General features: G+C 38.6%; 19 protein-coding genes, 1 tRNA gene and 3 pseudogenes. 21 read left to right on the top strand and 2 right to left on the bottom strand.

The annotated features are described in order from the left end of the window. The first annotated feature begins 2 nt into the window (after positions 1 to 2). The 11 genes and pseudogenes from H346_RS0104980 to rbfA all read left to right on the top strand — a co-directional run bounded on the left by H346_RS0104980 (position 3) and on the right by rbfA (position 8,682). On the top strand, positions 3 to 1,037 hold the full coding sequence (locus H346_RS0104980) for an ABC transporter permease (protein ID WP_027970115.1): 1,035 nt from the start codon (positions 3 to 5) through the stop codon (positions 1,035 to 1,037). Positions 1,038 to 1,100: 63 nt separating this feature from the next. Further along, on the top strand, positions 1,101 to 1,892 hold the full coding sequence (ccrZ, locus tag H346_RS0104975; protein WP_027970114.1) for a cell cycle regulator CcrZ: 792 nt from the start codon (positions 1,101 to 1,103) through the stop codon (positions 1,890 to 1,892). Beyond that, on the top strand, positions 1,892 to 2,527 hold the full coding sequence (gene trmB / locus H346_RS0104970; RefSeq protein WP_027970113.1) for a tRNA (guanosine(46)-N7)-methyltransferase TrmB: 636 nt from the start codon (positions 1,892 to 1,894) through the stop codon (positions 2,525 to 2,527). Before ccrZ ends, trmB begins: the two co-directional genes overlap by 1 nt. A 62-nt stretch (positions 2,528 to 2,589) precedes the next feature. Continuing rightward, positions 2,590 to 2,676: transfer RNA gene (locus tag H346_RS0104965), tRNA-Ser, on the top strand. A 162-nt stretch (positions 2,677 to 2,838) separates the two neighbouring features. Continuing rightward, complete coding sequence (rimP, locus tag H346_RS0104960; RefSeq protein WP_083940734.1) at positions 2,839 to 3,321, top strand: ribosome maturation factor RimP; 483 nt, start codon at positions 2,839 to 2,841, stop codon at positions 3,319 to 3,321. 195 nt (positions 3,322 to 3,516) lie between these two features. Next, positions 3,517 to 4,674 (top strand): transcription termination factor NusA, encoded by a 1,158-nt coding sequence (nusA, locus tag H346_RS0104955; RefSeq protein ID WP_027970111.1) that lies wholly within the window; start codon positions 3,517 to 3,519, stop codon positions 4,672 to 4,674. A 15-nt stretch (positions 4,675 to 4,689) separates the two neighbouring features. Continuing rightward, positions 4,690 to 4,986 (top strand): RNase P modulator RnpM, encoded by a 297-nt coding sequence (gene rnpM / locus H346_RS0104950; protein ID WP_027970110.1) that lies wholly within the window; start codon positions 4,690 to 4,692, stop codon positions 4,984 to 4,986. Beyond that, a complete protein-coding gene (locus tag H346_RS0104945; protein ID WP_027970109.1) occupies positions 4,979 to 5,281 on the top strand; it encodes a YlxQ-related RNA-binding protein in 303 nt (100 codons plus the stop codon). Before rnpM ends, H346_RS0104945 begins: the two co-directional genes overlap by 8 nt. 19 nt (positions 5,282 to 5,300) lie before the next feature. Continuing rightward, a pseudogene (locus H346_RS11040) lies at positions 5,301 to 5,460 on the top strand (translation initiation factor IF-2 N-terminal domain-containing protein); the annotation flags it as partial. 152 nt (positions 5,461 to 5,612) lie between these two features. Further along, positions 5,613 to 8,195: pseudogene (gene infB, locus H346_RS0104940) on the top strand (translation initiation factor IF-2); the annotation flags it as partial. A gap of 130 nt (positions 8,196 to 8,325) precedes the next feature. Then, positions 8,326 to 8,682, top strand: a complete 357-nt coding sequence (gene rbfA, locus H346_RS0104935) for a 30S ribosome-binding factor RbfA (protein WP_027970107.1) — start codon at positions 8,326 to 8,328, stop codon at positions 8,680 to 8,682. 603 nt (positions 8,683 to 9,285) lie between these two features. Here the strand turns inward: rbfA and H346_RS0104930 are convergent. After that, positions 9,286 to 10,260, bottom strand: coding sequence for an alpha/beta hydrolase (locus H346_RS0104930; RefSeq protein ID WP_244147252.1), 975 nt, complete (start codon positions 10,258 to 10,260; stop codon positions 9,286 to 9,288). 191 nt (positions 10,261 to 10,451) lie between these two features. Here H346_RS0104930 and H346_RS0104925 point away from each other — a divergent pair, with 191 nt between their 5' ends. Genes H346_RS0104925 through H346_RS0104915 form a run of 3 tightly spaced genes read left to right on the top strand, consistent with a single transcriptional unit; the run spans position 10,452 to position 13,333 of the window. Next, positions 10,452 to 10,892 carry a CopY/TcrY family copper transport repressor gene (locus H346_RS0104925; RefSeq protein ID WP_027970105.1) on the top strand — a complete coding sequence of 147 codons (441 nt, stop codon included), beginning with the start codon at positions 10,452 to 10,454 and terminating at the stop codon, positions 10,890 to 10,892. Continuing rightward, positions 10,885 to 13,116, top strand: coding sequence for a heavy metal translocating P-type ATPase (locus H346_RS0104920; protein ID WP_027970104.1), 2,232 nt, complete (start codon positions 10,885 to 10,887; stop codon positions 13,114 to 13,116). Before H346_RS0104925 ends, H346_RS0104920 begins: the two co-directional genes overlap by 8 nt. 13 nt (positions 13,117 to 13,129) lie before the next feature. Next, positions 13,130 to 13,333: a heavy-metal-associated domain-containing protein gene (locus H346_RS0104915; RefSeq protein WP_027970103.1), complete on the top strand. Its 204-nt coding sequence runs from the start codon at positions 13,130 to 13,132 to the stop codon at positions 13,331 to 13,333. Between the two features lie 332 nt (positions 13,334 to 13,665). Here H346_RS0104915 and H346_RS0104910 read toward each other — a convergent pair whose 3' ends face one another. Further along, positions 13,666 to 14,436, bottom strand: a complete 771-nt coding sequence (locus H346_RS0104910) for a DeoR/GlpR family DNA-binding transcription regulator (RefSeq protein WP_027970102.1) — start codon at positions 14,434 to 14,436, stop codon at positions 13,666 to 13,668. Positions 14,437 to 14,671: 235 nt separating this feature from the next. Between H346_RS0104910 and H346_RS0104905 the strand changes: the two genes are divergently transcribed. The 7 genes and pseudogenes from H346_RS0104905 to H346_RS09745 all read left to right on the top strand — a co-directional run. Next, positions 14,672 to 15,145, top strand: coding sequence for a PTS sugar transporter subunit IIA (locus H346_RS0104905; protein WP_027970101.1), 474 nt, complete (start codon positions 14,672 to 14,674; stop codon positions 15,143 to 15,145). Then, positions 15,138 to 15,443, top strand: coding sequence for a PTS sugar transporter subunit IIB (locus H346_RS0104900; RefSeq protein ID WP_027970100.1), 306 nt, complete (start codon positions 15,138 to 15,140; stop codon positions 15,441 to 15,443). The genes H346_RS0104905 and H346_RS0104900 overlap by 8 nt, the downstream gene beginning before the upstream one ends. A gap of 11 nt (positions 15,444 to 15,454) precedes the next feature. Further along, the gene (locus H346_RS0104895) at positions 15,455 to 16,906 is read left to right on the top strand and encodes a PTS galactitol transporter subunit IIC (protein WP_027970099.1); all 1,452 of its coding nucleotides are present in this window, start codon (positions 15,455 to 15,457) and stop codon (positions 16,904 to 16,906) included. Between the two features lie 185 nt (positions 16,907 to 17,091). Then, a complete protein-coding gene (gene lacA / locus H346_RS0104890; RefSeq protein ID WP_027970098.1) occupies positions 17,092 to 17,517 on the top strand; it encodes a galactose-6-phosphate isomerase subunit LacA in 426 nt (141 codons plus the stop codon). Positions 17,518 to 17,531: 14 nt separating this feature from the next. Next, positions 17,532 to 18,047: a galactose-6-phosphate isomerase subunit LacB gene (gene lacB, locus H346_RS0104885; protein ID WP_027970097.1), complete on the top strand. Its 516-nt coding sequence runs from the start codon at positions 17,532 to 17,534 to the stop codon at positions 18,045 to 18,047. Between the two features lie 8 nt (positions 18,048 to 18,055). Beyond that, positions 18,056 to 18,988: a tagatose-6-phosphate kinase gene (locus H346_RS0104880; protein ID WP_027970096.1), complete on the top strand. Its 933-nt coding sequence runs from the start codon at positions 18,056 to 18,058 to the stop codon at positions 18,986 to 18,988. Position 18,989: 1 nt separating this feature from the next. Beyond that, a pseudogene (locus H346_RS09745) lies at positions 18,990 to 19,299 on the top strand (tagatose-bisphosphate aldolase); the annotation flags it as partial.

Genomic DNA, 19,299 nt, shown 5'->3' with positions numbered 1-19,299 from the left:
AAATGAAAGCACTATTTCTTAAACGTCGTCAGGAATTCCAAAAGCAACAAAGCAGCTATCTTCGCTATGTTTTTAATGATCATTTTGTCTTGGTCTTAATGTTTCTGCTAGGCTTTGCCTTGGTGCAATACAGTCAGCTATTGAAACAGTTTCCAAGCAATCACTTGCCGATTCAATTAGGCTTAGTGGTGTTGATTCTTTTATTGCTGACCATGGGGTCGGTGGCAACTTACTTGGAAGAGGCAGATCAGCATTTTCTGTTGCCTAAGGAAGAGGAAGTGGTTGTTCATATTAAACAAGCCGAACGCTTTTCTTTTTTCTTGTGGTCAACTCTGCAAAGTTTTGTCCTACTCTTTTTGTATCCGATTTTTGATCGCTTAGGTTTTTCAGTCGTTTTTTTTATCCTTTTATTAGTTGGTTTGGTAGGAATTCGAAAGGTGCTTTTAAGATACAAAGTGGGACAATTTTTAAAAGCGACTGGTTTAGATTGGGAAAAAGCGATTGCTTTTGAAAATAATCGAAAGCAGACAATATTGAAGTTTTATTCACTTTTTACGACAGTTAAAGGGATCTCGACAAAAGTTAAGAAAAGAACCTATTTGAATTCCATCCTAAAATTAGTCAAGGAAAATCCGGAAAATCTTTGGACTACTCTCTATATTAGAGCGTTTTTACGTAGTTCTGATTACTTAGGTTTGTTTTTACGCCTTTTGTTATTAAGTTCTCTATCCTTGGTTTTTATTGCTAATGCTTATCTAGCTGTGACTTTAGCTTTAGTATTTAACTATCTTATCCTTTTTCAACTACTTTCTCTCTATCATCATTATGACTACCATTACATGGCTAGTCTTTACCCTGAAAATAGAGAAAGGAAGAAGGTTAATTTATTAACTTTTTTGAGAACGTTAAGCTTTCTGATCCTGTTGATTAATCTGTCACTCTGTCATTCTTGGAAGAACGCTTTGCTGTTAATCGTTGTTATGGGGATAATCAATCTTTTCTACCTTCCATACAAGTTGAAGAAGATAATTGACTAAGTGGTTTAAAACAAGTAAAATAGGGATAAATGATTAGAAAAGAGAGAAAAGGAGGGTGATAAGGTGACAACGACTGAACAAGATCTTGCATTAACTCCCTTACGTGGGAAAAGTGGCAAAGCTTATAAAGGCACCTATCCGAATGGAGAACGTGTGTTTATCAAATTAAACACAACACCTATCTTACCTGCCTTAGCAAAAGAACAAATTGCACCACAATTACTTTGGGCAAAACGTATGGGCAATGGTGATATGATGAGTGCTCAAGAATGGTTGGACGGTCGTACCTTGACCAAAGAGGATATGAACAGTAAGCAGATTGTTCATATTTTACTGCGCTTACACAAATCTAAAAAGTTGGTCAATCAATTACTTCAACTCAATTATAAGATTGAAAATCCTTATGATTTGCTGGTTGATTTTGAGCAGAATGCCCCCTTACAAATTCAACAAAACTCTTATTTACAGGCTATCGTGAAAGAACTGAAACGCAGTTTACCAGAATTTCGTTCAGAAGTAGCCACTATTGTTCATGGAGATATCAAGCATAGCAACTGGGTGATTACCACCAGTGGCATGATTTTTTTGGTGGATTGGGATTCTGTCCGTTTGACAGATCGTATGTATGATGTCGCCTATTTGTTGAGTCACTATATTCCAAAAACACGATGGGCAGAGTGGCTATCTTATTATGGTTACAAAAATAATGATAAGGTCATGCAAAAAATCATTTGGTATGGGCAGTTTTCTTACTTGACACAAATCCTCAAATGTTTTGACAAGCGTGACATGGAGCATGTAAATCAAGAAATTTATGCCCTTCGAAAATTTAGAGAGATGTTTAGAAAGAAATAATGCGAGTTAGAAAACGAAAAGGTGCAGAAGAGCATTTAGCAAACAACCCCGACTATGTGATTTTAAATCCTGAAGAAGCTAAGGGGCACTGGCATGAGATTTTTGGTAATGATCATCCTATCCACATCGAAGTTGGTTCAGGAAAAGGTGGTTTCATTACAGGAATGGCCTTGAAAAATCCCCAAATTAATTATATTGGTATTGATATCCAGTTATCCGTTTTGAGTTATGCTTTGGATAAGGTTTTAGATGCACAAGCGCCCAATGTTAAGTTATTGCGTGTTGATGGCTCTAGTTTGACGAATTACTTTGAAGATGGTGAAGTTGCTATGCTGTATCTGAATTTTTCAGATCCATGGCCAAAAACCAAGCATGAGAAGCGCCGCTTGACGTATAAGGAATTCTTGGAGAATTATAAGCGTATTTTACCGGCGCATGGCGAGATTCATTTTAAAACAGATAATCGTGGTTTATTTGAATATAGTTTGGCTAGTTTCTCACAAAATGGAATGACTTTAAAGCAGGTTTGGCTAGATTTGCATGCAAGTGATTTTGAAGGCAATGTTATGACGGAGTATGAAGCTAAGTTTTCAAGTAAAGGTCAAGTGATTTATCGGGTTGAAGCAAAATTTTAGTCGTCTTTTTATAAAAAACATGATAAACTAAAGGAGTTGACAATGTTAACTTCTGGATTTATGGAGAGGTCGCATAGTGGTCGAGTGCGCACGCTTGGAAAGCGTGTAGTCCTTAACGGGGCTCGGGGGTTCGAATCCCCTCCTCTCCTTATTTGATGGAAAAGAAAATAAAGTTCTTTGCATTCTCTTGTTATTGTGGTATAATAGTTCTAAATAATACAGAAAGGTGGTGAGAAGTGTCTCGCCACTTTTGTATTGAATGGATTCTAAAAGGTGAGAAGCCTTAGTGATAATAAAAAGTAGAGGAGGTTATCAAAATAACAAGCACATCTATTATTGATATTGTAAGCATGACGGTAGCACCTGAGATTAAGCCACCTTATGAATTGGTGGACGTTGAGTATGGGAAAATGGGGAACGACTATGTTCTTAGCATCTTAGTTGATAAAGAAGGAGGTATCACAGTTGAGGATACCGCTGATTTAACAGATATTATCAGTCCTTTACTGGATGCTATTAGTCCGGATCCTTTTCCAGACCAATACCTGTTAGAGGTATCTAGTCCCGGATTGGAACGTCCATTAAAAACAGCCGATAGCTTGAAAGCTGCAGTTGGTTCTTACATCAACGTAAGTTTGTACAAGGCTATTGATAAAGTAAAAGTCTTCCAAGGAGATCTTCTTGCTTTTGATGGTAAGACTTTGATTATTGATTATCTTGATAAGACCCGTCATAAGACAGTGGAAATTCCTTACCAAATGGTTGCTAAGGCTCGATTAGCTGTAAAACTCTAAACAGTGGTTCAAAGGGAAAATGAAATAGAGTGATAAGATTTCCCTTTAAATCAGAACTAAGGAAGTGTGAGGAGTGTTGGTTATAGGGGTAAGACGGAACCAAACGAACCGAGTCTGTTGTTGCTTTCAGACTCCTAGTTGTATTAATTTAAGAAAGGATTTTTACCAAGCTTTACCAGCAAGGTAGATAACATTATGAGCAAAGAAATGCTAGAAGCCTTCCGTATTTTGGAAGAAGAAAAACACATTGATAAGGCAGATATTATTGATGCAGTAACCGAGTCATTAAAATCTGCTTACAAACGTCGCTACGGTCAAGCAGAATCATGTGTTATTGATTTTAATGAAAAAACAGCTGATTTCCAAGTATTCACGGTTCGTGAGGTTGTTGAGGAAGTATTTGATAGCCGCCTTGAAATTAGTTTGAAAGATGCTCTTGCCATTAGTTCTGCCTATGAATTAGGCGATAAGATCCGTTTTGAAGAGTCTGTTAGTGAATTTGGTCGTGTTGCTGCGCAATCTGCAAAGCAAACTATTATGGAAAAAATGCGTCGTCAGATGCGTGAAGTGACTTTTAATGAGTACAAACAACATGAAGGCGAAATCATGACAGGAACTGTTGAGCGTTTTGACCAGCGGTTCATTTATGTGAATCTTGGCTCTCTTGAGGCACAGTTGTCACACCAAGACCAAATTCCAGGTGAAACTTTTAAATCGCATGATCGCATTGAAGTTTATGTGTATAAAGTGGAGAACAACCCTAAGGGGGTTAATGTTTTTGTTAGTCGCAGTCATCCAGAATTTATCAAACGAGTTATGGAGCAAGAAATCCCTGAAGTGTTTGATGGGACTGTGGAAATCATGAGTGTATCTCGTGAAGCTGGTGATCGTACGAAAGTTGCTGTTCGTAGCCACAATCCAAATGTTGATGCGATTGGTACAATTGTTGGACGTGGTGGAAGTAATATCAAGAAAGTCATTAGTAAATTTCATCCCAAACGTCTTGATCCTAAAACAGGTCTTGAGATTCCAGTCGAAGAAAACATTGATGTGATTCAATGGGTAGATGATCCAGCAGAATTTATCTACAATGCGATTGCACCGGCTGAAGTTGATATGGTTCTCTTTGACGATGAAGATCTTAAACGTGCAACGGTTGTGGTGCCAGATAGTAAATTATCGTTGGCGATTGGGCGTCGTGGTCAAAATGTCCGTTTGGCAGCGCATTTGACGGGTTATCGTATTGATATTAAATCTGCCAGCGAGTATGATCGTCTTGAAGCTGAAAAAGAAGCGGCAATGGGTGTTGAAGAGATTGTTTCTGAGGAATTTGTCGCTAATGAGGAAGAATAAGAAAAGAGGTGTTTGATGTCTAAAATTAAAAAAATACCTTTGCGTAAATCACTTGTTTCTGGGGAAATCATTGATAAACGTGACTTGCTTCGTATTGTTAAAACGAAAGAAGGGCAAGTTTTTATAGATCCAACTGGCAAACAAAATGGACGTGGTGCCTATATTAAATTAGACAATCAAGAAGCCTTGATGGCAAAGAAAAATCAAGTTTTTAATCGTAGTTTCTCAATGGAAGTGCCCGAGAGTTTTTACGATGATGTGATTGCTTATGTTGATCACAAGGTTAAAAGAAGAGAGTTAGGTCTTGAATAATTTACAAAGATTATCCAATCTGCTTGGTCTAGCTCAACGTGCTGGAAAAGTTATTTCTGGTGAAGAGTTGGCAGTGAAAGCCATTCAAAATCAGCAAGTAGCACTAGTTTTTTTAGCCAATGATGCTGGTCCTAATGTGACTAAAAAAGTAACAGATAAAAGTAATTATTATAATGTAGAAGTCTCCACAGTGTTTAATGCACTGGAATTAAGTACTGCATTGGGTAAGCCAAGGAAGGTTGTTGCCATTGCAGATACTGGATTTTCAAAGAAAATGAGGACTCTTATGGAATAGACGAATAGGAGGACACAAATTGTCAAAGAAAAGATTACATGAAATTGCCAAAGAAATTGGTAAAAGTAGTAAAGAAGTGGTCGAACATGCTAAATCTCTGGGATTAGATGTGAAAAGCCATGCCTCAAGTGTCGAAGAAGCGGATGCTAAAAAGATTGTGTCAAGTTTTTCAACAGGTTTTAAAACGGAAGAGATAAAATCAGTAACCACCGACAAAAAACGAGAACCAGCAGCGGTGAAGCAAGCAGAAACTACTCAAGTGGTTGAATCAAAAAAAATAGCAAAAACATCGGTAGCAGAAGAAAAAAATAGTTCGACTGTAGAAGTAGGGAAATCTGCTGTCACTAAGCCAAAAAGTCGTAATTTTAAAGCTGAACGTGAGGCTCGGGCTAAAGAGCAGGCTGCTCGTAGACAGTCTAATCAAAATCGTTCTGCTGATTCTAGAGCAGAACATGGTCAAAATGGTCGTGCAAATGCACACCAGAAAGCTGGAAATGGTAACCGTTCTCAAGGACAGCAAAAAGACAGACGATTTGATCAAAGACCATCAAATAGCAATAATCGCAACGGCAATCGTCAGCAGACTGGTAATCGTGATCATAGTCGTTCTTTTAACAATAATCGTCAAAATGAACGCTTTACGGATAATCGTCAAGGACAAGGGCAATCAGTCGGTCCTAGAATTGACTTCAAAGCACGTGCGGCTGCTTTGAAAGCTGAGCAAAATGCTGAATACTCACGCCAAAGTGAATCACGTTTTCGTGAGCAAGAAGAAGCTAAACGTTTAGCGCAGCAAGCTAGGCAAGAAGCAAAAGAAGCAGCACTACAAGCACAGATTGAAGAAACAGCACATCGTGAAGCGGCAAGTAAGTCTGTTGAACCAGCTGTTGTAGCCCCTATCTCAACAGCAGTCGCTGCAAAACCTGTTGCGAACCGTCGTAAGAAACAAGCCCGTCCTGAAAAGGGGCGCGATCTGGATCATAGTTCAGAAGATGGACAAAACAAAAATAAAAAGAGTTGGAATAATCAAAACCAAGTGAGAAATCAAAAAAATAGTAACTGGAATAAAAATAAGAAAATCAAAAAAGGCAAAAACACAAAGAATACTCATACCGCTCCAAAGCCAGTAACCGAGCGTAAATTCCATGAATTGCCAAAGGAATTTGAATACACAGAAGGTATGACTGTTGCCGAAATTGCAAAACGTATCAAACGTGAACCAGCTGAAATTGTTAAAAAACTTTTTATGATGGGTGTAATGGCAACTCAAAACCAATCCTTGGATGGGGATACCATTGAACTATTGATGGTTGACTATGGTATCGAAGCAAAAGCGAAGGTTGAAGTTGATGATGCAGACATTGAACGCTTTTTTGAAGATGACAGCTACCTTAACCCAGAAAATATTGTCGAACGTGCACCTGTTGTGACCATTATGGGACACGTTGACCATGGTAAGACAACTTTGCTTGATACTTTGCGTAATTCTCGTATTGCTACAGGAGAAGCAGGAGGAATCACTCAACATATTGGTGCCTATCAAATTGAAGAAGCTGGCAAGAAAATTACTTTCTTGGATACACCAGGACATGCGGCGTTTACAAGTATGCGTGCACGCGGTGCTTCTGTGACGGATATTACGATTTTGATTGTTGCTGCTGACGATGGTGTTATGCCACAAACCATTGAAGCCATCAATCACTCAAAAGCTGCCGGAGTTCCGATTATTGTTGCAATCAATAAGATTGATAAACCAGGGGCTAATCCAGAACGTGTTATTGCAGAATTGGCAGAGCATGGGATTATCTCAACAGCCTGGGGTGGAGACAGTGAGTTCGTTGAAATTTCTGCTAAATTCAACAAAAATATTGATGAATTGTTAGAAACGGTTCTTTTAGTTGCAGAAGTGGAAGAGCTTAAAGCTGATCCAACAGTTCGTGCGATTGGTACGGTTATCGAAGCCCGTCTCGATAAAGGAAAAGGGGCTATAGCGACCCTTCTTGTTCAGCAAGGAACCCTTCATATCCAAGACCCGATTGTCGTTGGGAATACTTTTGGTCGTGTGCGTGCTATGGTCAATGACTTAGGACGCCGTGTTAAATCTGCAGAGCCATCAACCCCTGTTTCAATCACTGGTTTAAATGAAACACCAATGGCTGGTGATCATTTTGCTGTTTATGCAGATGAAAAAGCTGCGCGTGCAGCAGGTGAAGAGCGTTCAAAACGTGCTCTTTTAAAACAACGTCAAAACACCCAACGTGTTAGTTTGGATAACTTGTTTGATACTCTTAAAGCAGGTGAAATTAAAACCGTTAATGTTATCATCAAAGCCGATGTTCAGGGTTCTGTAGAAGCTCTTGCGGCATCACTTCTCAAAATTGATGTTGAAGGGGTTCGTGTTAACGTTGTCCATTCGGCAGTTGGTGCTATTAATGAATCTGATGTGACCCTTGCAGAGGCTTCAAATGCTGTTATCATCGGTTTCAATGTCCGTCCAACACCACAGGCGCGTCAGCAAGCAGATGCAGATGATGTTGAAATTCGCCTTCATAGTATTATCTATAAGGTTATCGAAGAAGTTGAAGAAGCTATGAAAGGTAAACTTGACCCTGAGTATCAAGAGAAAATTCTTGGTGAAGCGATTGTTCGTGAAACCTTTAAAGTTTCTAAAGTGGGTACTATCGGTGGCTTTATGGTTATCAATGGTAAGGTGACTCGTGATTCAAACGTTCGTGTCATTCGTGATAGCGTTGTTATCTTTGACGGTAAACTAGCTAGCCTTAAACATTACAAAGATGATGTTAAGGAAGTTGGAAATGCTCAAGAAGGTGGTTTAATGATTGAAAACTTTAATGATCTTAAAGCTGATGATACGATCGAAGCTTACATTATGGAAGAAATTGTTAGAAAATAAAATGTCGGTAATAAAAGAGGTTGAGGGAACAAAAGCCTTCAATCTTTTTTAGAAGGGTTGCTTATCTAACTCTCCTTTGAGAGTAAATTGACTAAGTACAGCTAAAGAATGTTAAAAGAAAGGAAATCTTATGGCAAATCATCGTATTGACCGTGTTGGCATGGAAATCAAGCGCGAAGTAAATGATATTCTCCAGAAAAAAGTGCGTGACCCACGTGTTCAAGGAGTAACCATCACTGAAGTTCAAATGCAGGGAGATTTGTCTCTTGCAAAAGTCTACTACACCATTATGAGTGACTTGGCATCCGACAATCAAAAAGCACAAACAGGTCTTGAAAAAGCAACTGGAACAATCAAACGTGAACTTGGCAAGCAGTTAACCATGTATAAAATTCCAGATTTAGTTTTTGAAAAGGATAATTCCATTGCCTATGGTAATAAAATTGACCAACTTTTACGAAATCTTGACAGTCAATCGAAGAGTTAGTATTCAGCTCAGAAGCGGTATCTTATCTGAAATGGTAGGATACCCTTTTTGTTATACAACTTTTAGTCCCTGAGTTGCAAAATAATAAATGAGTGTACAGGTTACACCAAAAAATTTCAGACGCAATGCAATAAAGGCACCAAGCAAAAGGAGGAGAAAAATGGTTCAGTAGGTAATGTTTGCCAAAATATGGCAATAAACTAGTTGAGATAGTGTAAAAGGTGCAGCACTTATCGTCTACAAAGTGATTGTGGTCTATCGTCAAGTAGAAACGGATTTTATCTATAATTTATATTGAGACGAGTTAGGAGAGATGATCTGATTTTCTAGCATGGTTAGATGCTGTTGGCATTCAATGCCTTATAGGTGGCGGCGTACAAGTCACCATTTCTCACTGGCGGGTAAAAAAGGTTGGAATTAAATGGATTTTGTCTTTTTTATTGATGGGAAGTGCAAACGAACTTGAAGAATTGCTGCAATAAGAAGAGATTCCGAGACATGTTTTTATCCTATTCTTTTCTAGTTAGTTTTTGGATAGAAAAAGAAATCGACCACTAGTTTTAAACCAGTGGTCGGGAATGTTTAAGAGACTAGCTCTAGCTGTTAGGGCGTCTGATTGATGATGTCAATGATTTGGTACTGGGCCGTCTTAGCTTCTTCGATTGGGTAGATAGGATAAACATGGTTCATGCCTTCTTGTGCGAAATAACGAACAGGATGATTAGCTTTTTTCAACTTTTCAGCGTAGTCACGGATGTCTGGATAGAAAATCTCACGAGTTCCTGTAAATAAAGTGATTGGTGCTAGGTTAGTAATTGGTCCATTTTTAGGGCTAACGTAGATATGCTTGGTGTTATCACGATGTTTTGCCCAAATTTCTCCAACTCGAGCAAGCCCCCAAGCAGATAAGATTGGGTCGGCATCTTCATAATTAGGGATTTCAGCATGCGACATGGTCACATCTAACCATGGTGACAAGAGGATAATATTTTTGGGTTGAGTGATAGCCTGTTGCTTAGGCTCGTGATTTAGAGCATGGGCTAAGCCTAATGCCAATCCTCCACCGGCAGAATCTCCCATCAAAGTGATGTTCGCATTTTTTCGATGATAATGCTGATAGAGGTTAACCAATCGTGGCATCGCATCATCATAACTGTAACGAGGAGCTTTGGGATAGATTGGTAAAATAATTTTAGCATCTAGGCTTGTTGATAATGTTTTTAACATCTCAATATGGTAGATGGTTGGGTTGTTAAGGTAAGAACCGCCTGCTAGATAAAAAATAGTCTTTTGATCAGATTTCCCATTATCATTCCAAGAATAAACTTGCATGTCAAATAGTTTTTCTTGAACGAGCGTGCCATTAACTTTATTTGAATCAAGGGTATAGCCTTTGTCAGATTGTTCACGACAAGCATTTAGATAGTTTTGAAAACTGGTATCATCTTGCCTGGTATAATAACTTTTATCACGCTTTAACCAGAAATATTGCTCAATAAACCAACTTTTCCAAGAACGAGAACTAGTTTCTACAGCTGATGGGAAAGATAAGGTTACTGTCAGAGCTAGTAAGAAAATAAAATGTTGAAAAGCTTGCTTCAAGTCGTATCTCCTTAATTTAAAAACTATTTTTAGTGCAGTATTATTTATTATAATAAAAATGACAATTTTGTCAATATAAGAATAAATTAGGAGAAGCAGATTTGTTTACAAATGTAGATTAAACTGATATAATGACATGTAAATTGAGACGAACAGAAGGTGAGAAAATGTGCCAAATATCAACTGCGGAATGGGAAGTGATGCGTGTGGTATGGGCTAGTGGTGCTATTAAAAGTAGTGATATTATAGCTATTCTTAGTCCCAAATACCAATGGTCTGATTCAACGGTAAAGACCCTACTTGGTCGCTTAGTAGAAAAAAATATTTTAGGAACTTACCGACAAGGACGAGCTTATATTTATCATGCGTTAATTGAAGAGAAAGTCTTGCAAAAAGAAGCCTTAAACGTTGTCTTAGAAAGCATTTGCCAACGTCACCATAGTCATCTTCTTTTGGAAAGACTGGAAGATTTGCCGATGACTTTGGAAGATATTGCTGCTTTTCAAGAGGTATTGGAATCCAAAAAGAAAGCAGCTGTCGCAGTTGTTCCTTGTCATTGTTTGCCAGGTCAATGTTATTGTCAGAAAAAGAGAGGAATTTATGGCTAAAAAAACATTTATTTTAGAAGGGATGTCCTGTGCTTCTTGTGCTTTAATAATTGAAAAAGCAGTGAGTCAATTGCCAGATGTGGATAGAGCAGTTGTGAATTTGGCAACGGAAAAGCTGTCGGTTGATTATCATGATGATAAAATAAGTGCCAATACAATTATCAATACAGTTGAGGCTGCGGGCTATGGTGCGGAACTATTTGATACGAGTAAACGTCAAAGCCAAGCCGAGCATCAAAAATGCCAGATCACTAAAATTTGGCATCGATTTCTTTGGTCTGCACTCTTTACGCTACCTTTATGGTATGTAGCTATGGGGCATATGGTAGGACTTAGTCTTCCAAAATTCTTAAGCCCTCAATTATATCCGGTTCGCTATGGCTTAGCCCAATTTTCCTTGACCTTACCCGTCCTTTTTTGGGGGAGGCATTATTATCAAAATGGTTTCAAGGCTTTATTTAAAGGACATCCTAATATGGATTCATTAGTTGCTTTAGCCACTTGTTTTGCCTTTGCCTATAGCTTTTATGAGGTAATTGAAGTGATTTTGGGTCAGGTTTATTTGGTTCATAACCTCTATTTTGAATCCGTTGCAGTGATTCTAACCCTGATTAACTTAGGGAACTATTTTGAGATTCGTTCAAAAAGCCATGCCTCACAAGCGATTCAAAAACTCATGTCTTTAAAAGCAACTGAAGTTAGAGTTTTGCGTCAGGAACAATTTCAGTTGCTTCCCTTGGAAGAAGTAACCTATGATGATCTTGTTTTAATTCAGCCTGGAGAAAAAGTAGCTATAGATGGCTCGGTTACTGAAGGGCAGTCCAGCATTGATGAGTCACTGTTAACAGGAGAAAGTTTACCTGTTGAAAAAACAGTTGGGGATCAGGTGTTCGCAGGAACCTTGAATGGTCAGGGAACTTTGCAGGTTAAGCCAAGTAAACTTGGGAATGATACGCTTTTGGCTCAAATTATTCGATTAGTTGAAAACGCTCAAGAAAAGAAAGCCCCTATTGCGGCTATTGCAGATAAGGTTTCAGGTATTTTTGTTCCTATTGTCTTGATTTTAGCCTTATTAACAGCCCTTTTTTGGGGATTTATCATGCAAGAAAGCCTTAGTTTTAGCTTGACAACAGCTATTGCTGTTTTAGTGATTGCTTGTCCTTGTGCATTGGGGCTAGCAACTCCGACAGCCATTATGGTTGGTTCGGGGTGTGCAGCAGAAAATGGCATCCTCTTTAAAGGAGGAGATATTCTGGAAAAGGCACATGAAGTGCAAACGATTATATTTGATAAAACAGGAACAATCACGCAAGGCAAACCGAGCCTACAAGAAATAATAGCATTTACTGAGGAAAAAGGAACTGTTTTGCAAGAAGCTGCTTCTTTGGAACACTACTCACAACACCCTCTAGGACAAGCCCTTATTCTTGCAGCGGAAAATGAAAAACATGACATCTTGGAAGTGAAACATTTTGAAAATATGACGGGTCTTGGTCTAAAAGGTAATCTTAAGGGAATGAATGTTGCTATTGGAAATGCGGCATTGATGTCTGAGCTTGAGATTGACTTAACACCGGCAAAAGCGGCTTTTGAAGAAGGCTCTGCCAAAGGACAAACAGCTGTTTATTATGCTAAAAATGGTCAACTGGCAGCTCTATTTTTAATCGCGGATGCTCTGAAATCAGATAGTCATGTAACTATAAATACCTTGCAAGCAATGGGAATTGAGACCGTTATGTTAACAGGTGATAATGAAGTAACGGCTCGAGCCATTGCTCGTCAAGTAGGGATTGATCAGGTTATCAGCCAAGTTATGCCAGGTCAAAAGGCACAAATCATTGCAGACTTGCAAGCCAAAGGGCAGATAGTTGCCATGGTGGGAGATGGCATTAATGATGCCCCTGCCCTTGCCTTAGCTGATGTTGGGATCTCAATGGGTTCTGGTACTGACATTGCTATTGAGTCGGCGGATATTATCCTGATGAAGCCGGAGATGATGGATTTGGTTAAGGCCTTGACTCTGAGTCAGGCAACCATTGTCATTGTTAAAGAAAATTTATTTTGGGCTTTTATCTATAATATTTTAATGATACCTGTTGCTATGGGTGCTCTTTATCTTTTTGGAGGTCCACTTTTAAACCCCATGTTAGCTGGTTTTGCAATGAGTTTTAGTTCAGTTTCAGTTGTTTTAAATGCTTTGCGATTAAAAAGAAAACGTTTTTAGAGGAGGATGAAAAATGGAGACCATTTATAAAATTAAAGGAATGACCTGTGCTGGTTGTGCAAAAACCGTTACGGAAAAATTAGAATCAGTTCTTGGTATTCAATCTATTGAGATAAGCTTAGAAAATGAAGAAGTGAAAGTGACGGGCTATCCTTTGACTTTCTTGCTAAAACGTGCGCTTAGGGGAACTAAATTTGAAATTAGCAGATCGCACTAGACGAGGATCGGCTCATTGTTAAAGATAACCTAGAGTGATGCTCCTCTGGTAGAGTTAGTGGATTGTTGCTTTTTACAATCTGCTAATAAGAGGAACTTGTTTTTGTGTTAATGCTGGTGTTATGCGCTATGTCGCTTTTTAGTTTAGATGCGTCAAAACACCTCTGAAAATCTCTTCACTGACTTTCAGAGGTGTTTTTTATGATTTTTTAGTATAGAAGAAATGCTATTGATCTGAATTAGTAACATACGGGGTGACCAACCCTTTTCCTGCTCCTGTATCAACTGACTTTTAAGGAATATTCCCTCTTTTTCAAACTAAGAGGGAAAAACTTAATCTATTTTTTTCTCCGCAACTAAAAGTCGAGTAAACTGGCTGTATCGTTCCACCATATCGTCCGTTACTTTAGAGTCTGTTATGATAGCATCTACATTATCCAAGTGATAGAAGATAAAAAAGTCATAGGCATTAAATTTTTGATTATCAACCAATAGGTACTTTTCGATGGCATTGTTAAAAGCCAGTTTTTGAATTTCCCCTTCGGTTTCGCTATAGGTCGCAATATCATTTTTATAAATGCCGTTGCAGCTGATAAAGGCTTTGGCAAATTTTAAAGAAGAGATATTTTGGCTTGCTAGGGATCCGACAAAAGCACCCGTAATGCTTCGATATTCGCCACCGATGAGGATGAGATCGACGGTTTCACTGTCTTGAAGGATAGTAAAGACAGGGAGACTATTGGTCACAATACGAATCTGACGATTTTTTAATTGCTCTGCAAAAAATTCCAAGGTTGTGCCAGGACCGATGAAAATGGTCTCTCCATCGTTGACCAGTTGAGTGGCATAAGCCGCGAGTTCGCGCTTTTCTTTTGTTTGAACGGTCTGTTTTTCAGTGTTTGATCGTTCTTTTTTATTGGGCATGGTAATGCTTTGCGCCCCACCGTGGATGCGAATTAATTTTCCTGCTTTCTCAAGCTCATCCAAATCTCTACGGACGGTCATATCAGAGACATTTAAGCTTTCAATGATGTCACTAACAGTGATAATACCGTTCTCATTAACTTTCTCAATAATTTTCAGAAGTCTTTCTCTTTTTAACATTTAAAGCTCTCCTTTCTATTTGTATCTTGTTCAATTTATCATAGCATAGAAAATAAGAGTTTTCAATAAAATAAAACAAATAAAACAAAAACAAACATAAATAGATAAAAAAATAAAAATAATGTTGATTTATGTTTGATATTATACTATAATGATTGTGTAAACGGTTGCTGGAAGTTTGATAATGAGTAGGCAACAACTTGTCATAAGCGGTATAGTAGAAAGGCGGTATAGAGTGTTCCACAATATTCTATTCACTGAAGCAAGGACCCAAGAAGAACTTTTTGATAAGGTTGCAAGTTATCTGAAAGAAGTCGGCTATGTGACTGAGGGATACTATCAAGACTTGATTGATCGTGAAAATTGTTTTCCGACAGGTCTCAAGGTGGATCTTAAAGATGGGTCAGATATTTTGTATGCGGCTATTCCCCACACAGAAACCAAGTATTGTTTGGTAGATCAAATCATCTACGTTAAAAATAGTCAAACGCTCCCTTTCAAGCACATGATTAATCCCGAGGAAGATTGCTTGGTGACCGATTTTTTCTTTATTATTAATAGTAAAAATGAGGGTCAGACAGATATTTTATCCAATCTTATTACTTTTTTTGTCACGAAAGGGAACCTTACTCACTTAGGGAGTCTAAAAGAGGATAAGCAAGCTATTTCAAATTATTTAATAGAAAAAGGAGTATTTCAACATGATTAAAATTCTAGCAGCCTGTGGGGCGGGGGTTAATTCAAGCCATCAAATTAAAGAGGCTATTGAAACACAAATGAGTGAACGTGGCTATGATGTTCATTGTGATGCGGTGATGGTCAAAGACATCACAGAAGAATTGGTGTCACGTTACGATATTTTTACCCCGATTGCTAAGACGGATTTAGGATTTGATCTCACAATTCCGGTCGTAGAAGCAGGACCGATTCTTTATCGTATTCCAACCATGAGTGAGCCTGTTTTTACAGCATTAGAACATGTGATTAAAGAAAATCAATTAAACTAATAAGGAGATAAATGATGCAACCTTTTTTAGATGTTATTAACAAGGTTTTGGGCCTGCCAATTCAACTCGGCTCAGGAGTAGTTATGCTTATTGTCATGACTGTTTTGGCCATGGCATTTGGCGTCAAGTTTACCAAAGCACTGGAAGGTGGGATTAAATTAGCCATTGCTTTAACGGGAATTGGTGCCATTATTGGGATTTTGACAGGAGCTTTTTCAGAATCTCTACAAGCCTTTGTTAAAAATACTGGCATTAGCTTAAATATTATTGATGTAGGCTGGGCACCGCTTGCTACTATTACTTGGGGATCGCCGTACACTCTTTATTTCCTACTAGTTATGCTGGTGGTTAACATTGTCATGATTGTCATGAAAAAAACGGATACTTTGGACGTTGATATTTTTGATATTTGGCATCTGTCTATTACTGGCTTATTGATTATGTGGTATGCGGCTCGCAATCAGTTACCTGTGGTGTTATCGGTTATTATTGCAACTGTGGCAGTTGTGCTTGTTGGGGTACTTAAAATTATTAATTCGGATTTGATGAAGCCAACTTTTGATGACTTGCTTGGAACAGGACCACAATCCCCAATGACCTCAACTCATATGAACTACATGATGAATCCTATCATTATGGTGCTTGATAAGATTTTTGATAAGGTCTTTCCTGGGCTTGATAAATATGACTTTGATGCTGCTAAGCTTAACAAAAAAATTGGTTTTTGGGGTTCTAAATTCTTTATTGGGATGGCGCTAGGCTTTGTCATTGGTATTATGGGAGATCCTCATGTTGGCATTGAATCCATTAAAAATTGGTTTGGATTAGGTTTTACAGCAGGTGCTTGTTTGGAACTCTTCTCATTGATTGGGTCTTGGTTTATTGCAGCTGTCGAGCCTTTGTCACAAGGGATTACCAATTTTGCAAATAGTAAAATGCAAGGGCGCCGTTTCAATATCGGTCTTGACTGGCCTTTCATCGCTGGTCGTGCTGAAATCTGGGCTTGTGCCAATATTCTTGCACCGATCATGCTTATTGAAGCAGTGCTTCTGTCAAAGGTTGGAAATGGAATTTTACCATTGGCAGGTATTATTGCTATGGGAATGACCCCAGCTCTTCTAGTGGTGACACGTGGTCGTTTGATTCGTATGATTATTTTTGGTTCTCTCTTATTGCCATTATTCCTCTTGTCAGGAACCATGATAGCTCCATTTGCGACAGAATTAGCTAAAAAAGTAGGAGCATTTCCGGCTGGTGCTAGTGCTGGTTCTTTGATTACCCATTCCACCCTTGAAGGACCAATGGAAAAAATCTTTGGCTATGTGATTGGTCAGGCAACAACAGGTCAAATTGCATCACTCATTAGCCTTATTATCTTTGTCACACTTTATCTAGGTCTCTTTGCTTGGTATGCTAGGGAAATGAAATTACGTAATGCGCGTTACGCTGAAAAACTGAAATAAATGATCCCCTAATCAGGCAAAACAGAAAAGAACAATGGTGTACCAGAAACTGACACGAAACCATCACGGTGAACTTCTATTTTTATAACGACACAAAGTTTTTATTCCGAATCTAAGGCGCTCTGTGGGAATCTTCGGGCGCTTTTCTTGAAAATTGATATTTTTGATTTTAAAAGGGAGAAGATATGGCTATTATTTTAGGTGCAGATGCACATGGAAAGGCGTTAAAAGATATTGTCAAATGCTTTCTTAAAGAGGAAGGTTATGACATTGTTGATATGACAGATACCAATAGTGATTTCATTGATAACACTTTGGCTGTCGCTAAGACAGTTAACGAAGCAGATGATAACTTAGGCATTATGATTGATGCTTATGGGGCAGGACCATTCATGGTTGCTAGTAAAATTAAAGGGATGATTGCAGCTGAAGTGTCAGATGAACGTTCTGCTTATATGACACGTGGTCACAATAATGCTCGTATGATTGTCATGGGGGCAGAGATTGTAGGTAGAGAATTAGCAAAGAACATTGCTAAAAGTTTTGTGACTGGTCAATATGATGGCGGTCGTCACCAAATTCGTGTTGACATGCTCAATAAAATGGCTTAAAGGAGGAGAAACAGATGAAAATTGCGATCGGATGTGACCATATCGTAACCAATGAAAAAATGGCTGTTTCTGATTTTTTGAAATCAAAAGGTTATGAAGTGCTTGATTATGGAACTTATGACCATACACGGACCCATTACCCTATTTTTGGGAAAAAAGTAGGTGAGGCGGTCGCCAGCGGTCAGGCTGATTTAGGAGTTTGTATTTGTGGGACTGGTGTTGGTATTAATAATGCCGTGAATAAGGTACCAGGTATTCGCTCAGCTCTTGTTAGAGATATGTCAACAGCTCTTTATGCCAAAGAAGAATTAAATGCTAATGTGATTGGCTTTGGTGGCAAAATCACTGGTGAACTTTTGATGTGTGATATTATTGAAGCTTTTATTAAGGCAAAATATAAAGAAACTGATGACAACAAAAAACTCATTGCGAAAATTGCTCAATTAGAAACACACAATGCCAATCAAGAAGATCCTAATTTTTTTACAGAATTTTTAGAAAAATGGGATCGTGGCGACTATCATGATTAGGGGGCTTTATGATTTTAACGGTTACTTTAAATCCTTCCATTGATATTTCCTATCACTTAGACCATTTAGCTTTTGATAAGGTTAATCGTGTGGAGCAGCTGCAAAAAACGGCTGGCGGCAAGGGATTAAATGTTACTAGAGTGCTAGCAGAAGTCGGAAAAGAGGTCGCAGCAACAGGATTTATCGGTGGTAAACTTGGTGATTTTGTGAGTCATCAGTTGCAAGAACAAGGGATTCCTAACCAATTCTTCAAGATTAAAGGGGAAACCAGAAATTGTATTGCTATATTACATGAGGGCATGCAGACGGAAATTTTAGAAGCTGGTCCCTATATTGATGTGGACGAGGCCGAAGGCTTCTTAAACCACATGAGCATTATTGCTAAACCGTTTGATGTCTTGACCCTTTCAGGCAGTTTGCCTAAGGGGCTTGACGAGACCTACTATCAACAGTTGATAAGTGTGATCAAGTCTTGTGATAATAAGGTGGTTCTAGATTGCTCCGGTGCTCCCTTAAAAGCAGTTTTAGCAGGTGATGTTAAACCAACAGCTATAAAGCCCAACATTGATGAATTAGAAAGTCTATTGGGGCAGACAATCAAACTTGATGAGACGTATTTAAAAAACCTTCTTAAGCAGCCGTTGTTTGAAGGGGTGGAATGGATTATTGTTTCCTTGGGTGCCCAAGGAGTTTTTGCCAAGCATCATGAGGTCTATTACCGAGTTACCATCCCTAAAATTGATGTAATCAATCCCGTTGGTTCGGGTGATTCAACTGTTGCAGGAATTGCATGGGCATTAGCAGAAGGTGATGACGATGAAACGCTCTTAAAAAAAGCTAATGTTTTAGGCATGTTAAATGCACAAGAAGCGATGACAGGTCATGTGAATATGACAATGTTTGATCAGTTATTTCAACAAATTCAAGTAAAAGAGGTATAACATGACAATAACAACAAGTAAAAGAGTTTTTTTAGAAAAAGTCAGCCAGGAAGGGCTTATATCATCTCTAGCATTTGACCAACGTGGAGCCCTAAAACGGATGATGGCAGCTCATCAATCGATACCACCAACCGTTGCGCAAATGGAAGCCCTCAAAGTCTTGGTGTCAGAGGAATTAACCCCCTATGCCTCTTCTATTTTGCTAGATCCGCAATACGGTCTACCCGCAACGAAGGCTCGTGACGAAACAGCAGGTCTGCTTTTGGCTTATGAAAAAACAGGCTACGATGCCACCACCACAAGTCGTCTAC

Source organism: Streptococcus castoreus DSM 17536 (genome assembly GCF_000425025.1).
Taxonomy (GTDB): Bacteria; Bacillota; Bacilli; order Lactobacillales; family Streptococcaceae; genus Streptococcus; species Streptococcus castoreus.
The sequence above is the reverse complement of the archived record's forward strand: the minus strand, read 5'-3'. Positions and strand labels throughout refer to the sequence as shown.

Excerpts from the sequence above, each read along its gene's own strand:
- H346_RS0104925 (WP_027970105.1), top strand. The coding sequence starts at position 10,452 with ATGTGCCAAATATCAACTGCGGAATGGGAAGTGATGCGTGTGGTATGG.
- H346_RS0104880 (WP_027970096.1), top strand. The coding sequence starts at position 18,056 with ATGATTTTAACGGTTACTTTAAATCCTTCCATTGATATTTCCTATCAC.
- lacA (WP_027970098.1), top strand. The coding sequence starts at position 17,092 with ATGGCTATTATTTTAGGTGCAGATGCACATGGAAAGGCGTTAAAAGAT.
- H346_RS0104980 (WP_027970115.1), top strand. The coding sequence starts at position 3 with ATGAAAGCACTATTTCTTAAACGTCGTCAGGAATTCCAAAAGCAACAA.
- H346_RS0104915 (WP_027970103.1), top strand. The coding sequence starts at position 13,130 with ATGGAGACCATTTATAAAATTAAAGGAATGACCTGTGCTGGTTGTGCA.
- rnpM (WP_027970110.1), top strand. The coding sequence starts at position 4,690 with ATGTCTAAAATTAAAAAAATACCTTTGCGTAAATCACTTGTTTCTGGG.
- H346_RS0104895 (WP_027970099.1), top strand. The coding sequence starts at position 15,455 with ATGATGCAACCTTTTTTAGATGTTATTAACAAGGTTTTGGGCCTGCCA.
- H346_RS0104900 (WP_027970100.1), top strand. The coding sequence starts at position 15,138 with ATGATTAAAATTCTAGCAGCCTGTGGGGCGGGGGTTAATTCAAGCCAT.
- H346_RS0104910 (WP_027970102.1), bottom strand. The coding sequence starts at position 14,436 with ATGTTAAAAAGAGAAAGACTTCTGAAAATTATTGAGAAAGTTAATGAG.
- lacB (WP_027970097.1), top strand. The coding sequence starts at position 17,532 with ATGAAAATTGCGATCGGATGTGACCATATCGTAACCAATGAAAAAATG.
- H346_RS0104920 (WP_027970104.1), top strand. The coding sequence starts at position 10,885 with ATGGCTAAAAAAACATTTATTTTAGAAGGGATGTCCTGTGCTTCTTGT.
- trmB (WP_027970113.1), top strand. The coding sequence starts at position 1,892 with ATGCGAGTTAGAAAACGAAAAGGTGCAGAAGAGCATTTAGCAAACAAC.
- rbfA (WP_027970107.1), top strand. The coding sequence starts at position 8,326 with ATGGCAAATCATCGTATTGACCGTGTTGGCATGGAAATCAAGCGCGAA.
- nusA (WP_027970111.1), top strand. The coding sequence starts at position 3,517 with ATGAGCAAAGAAATGCTAGAAGCCTTCCGTATTTTGGAAGAAGAAAAA.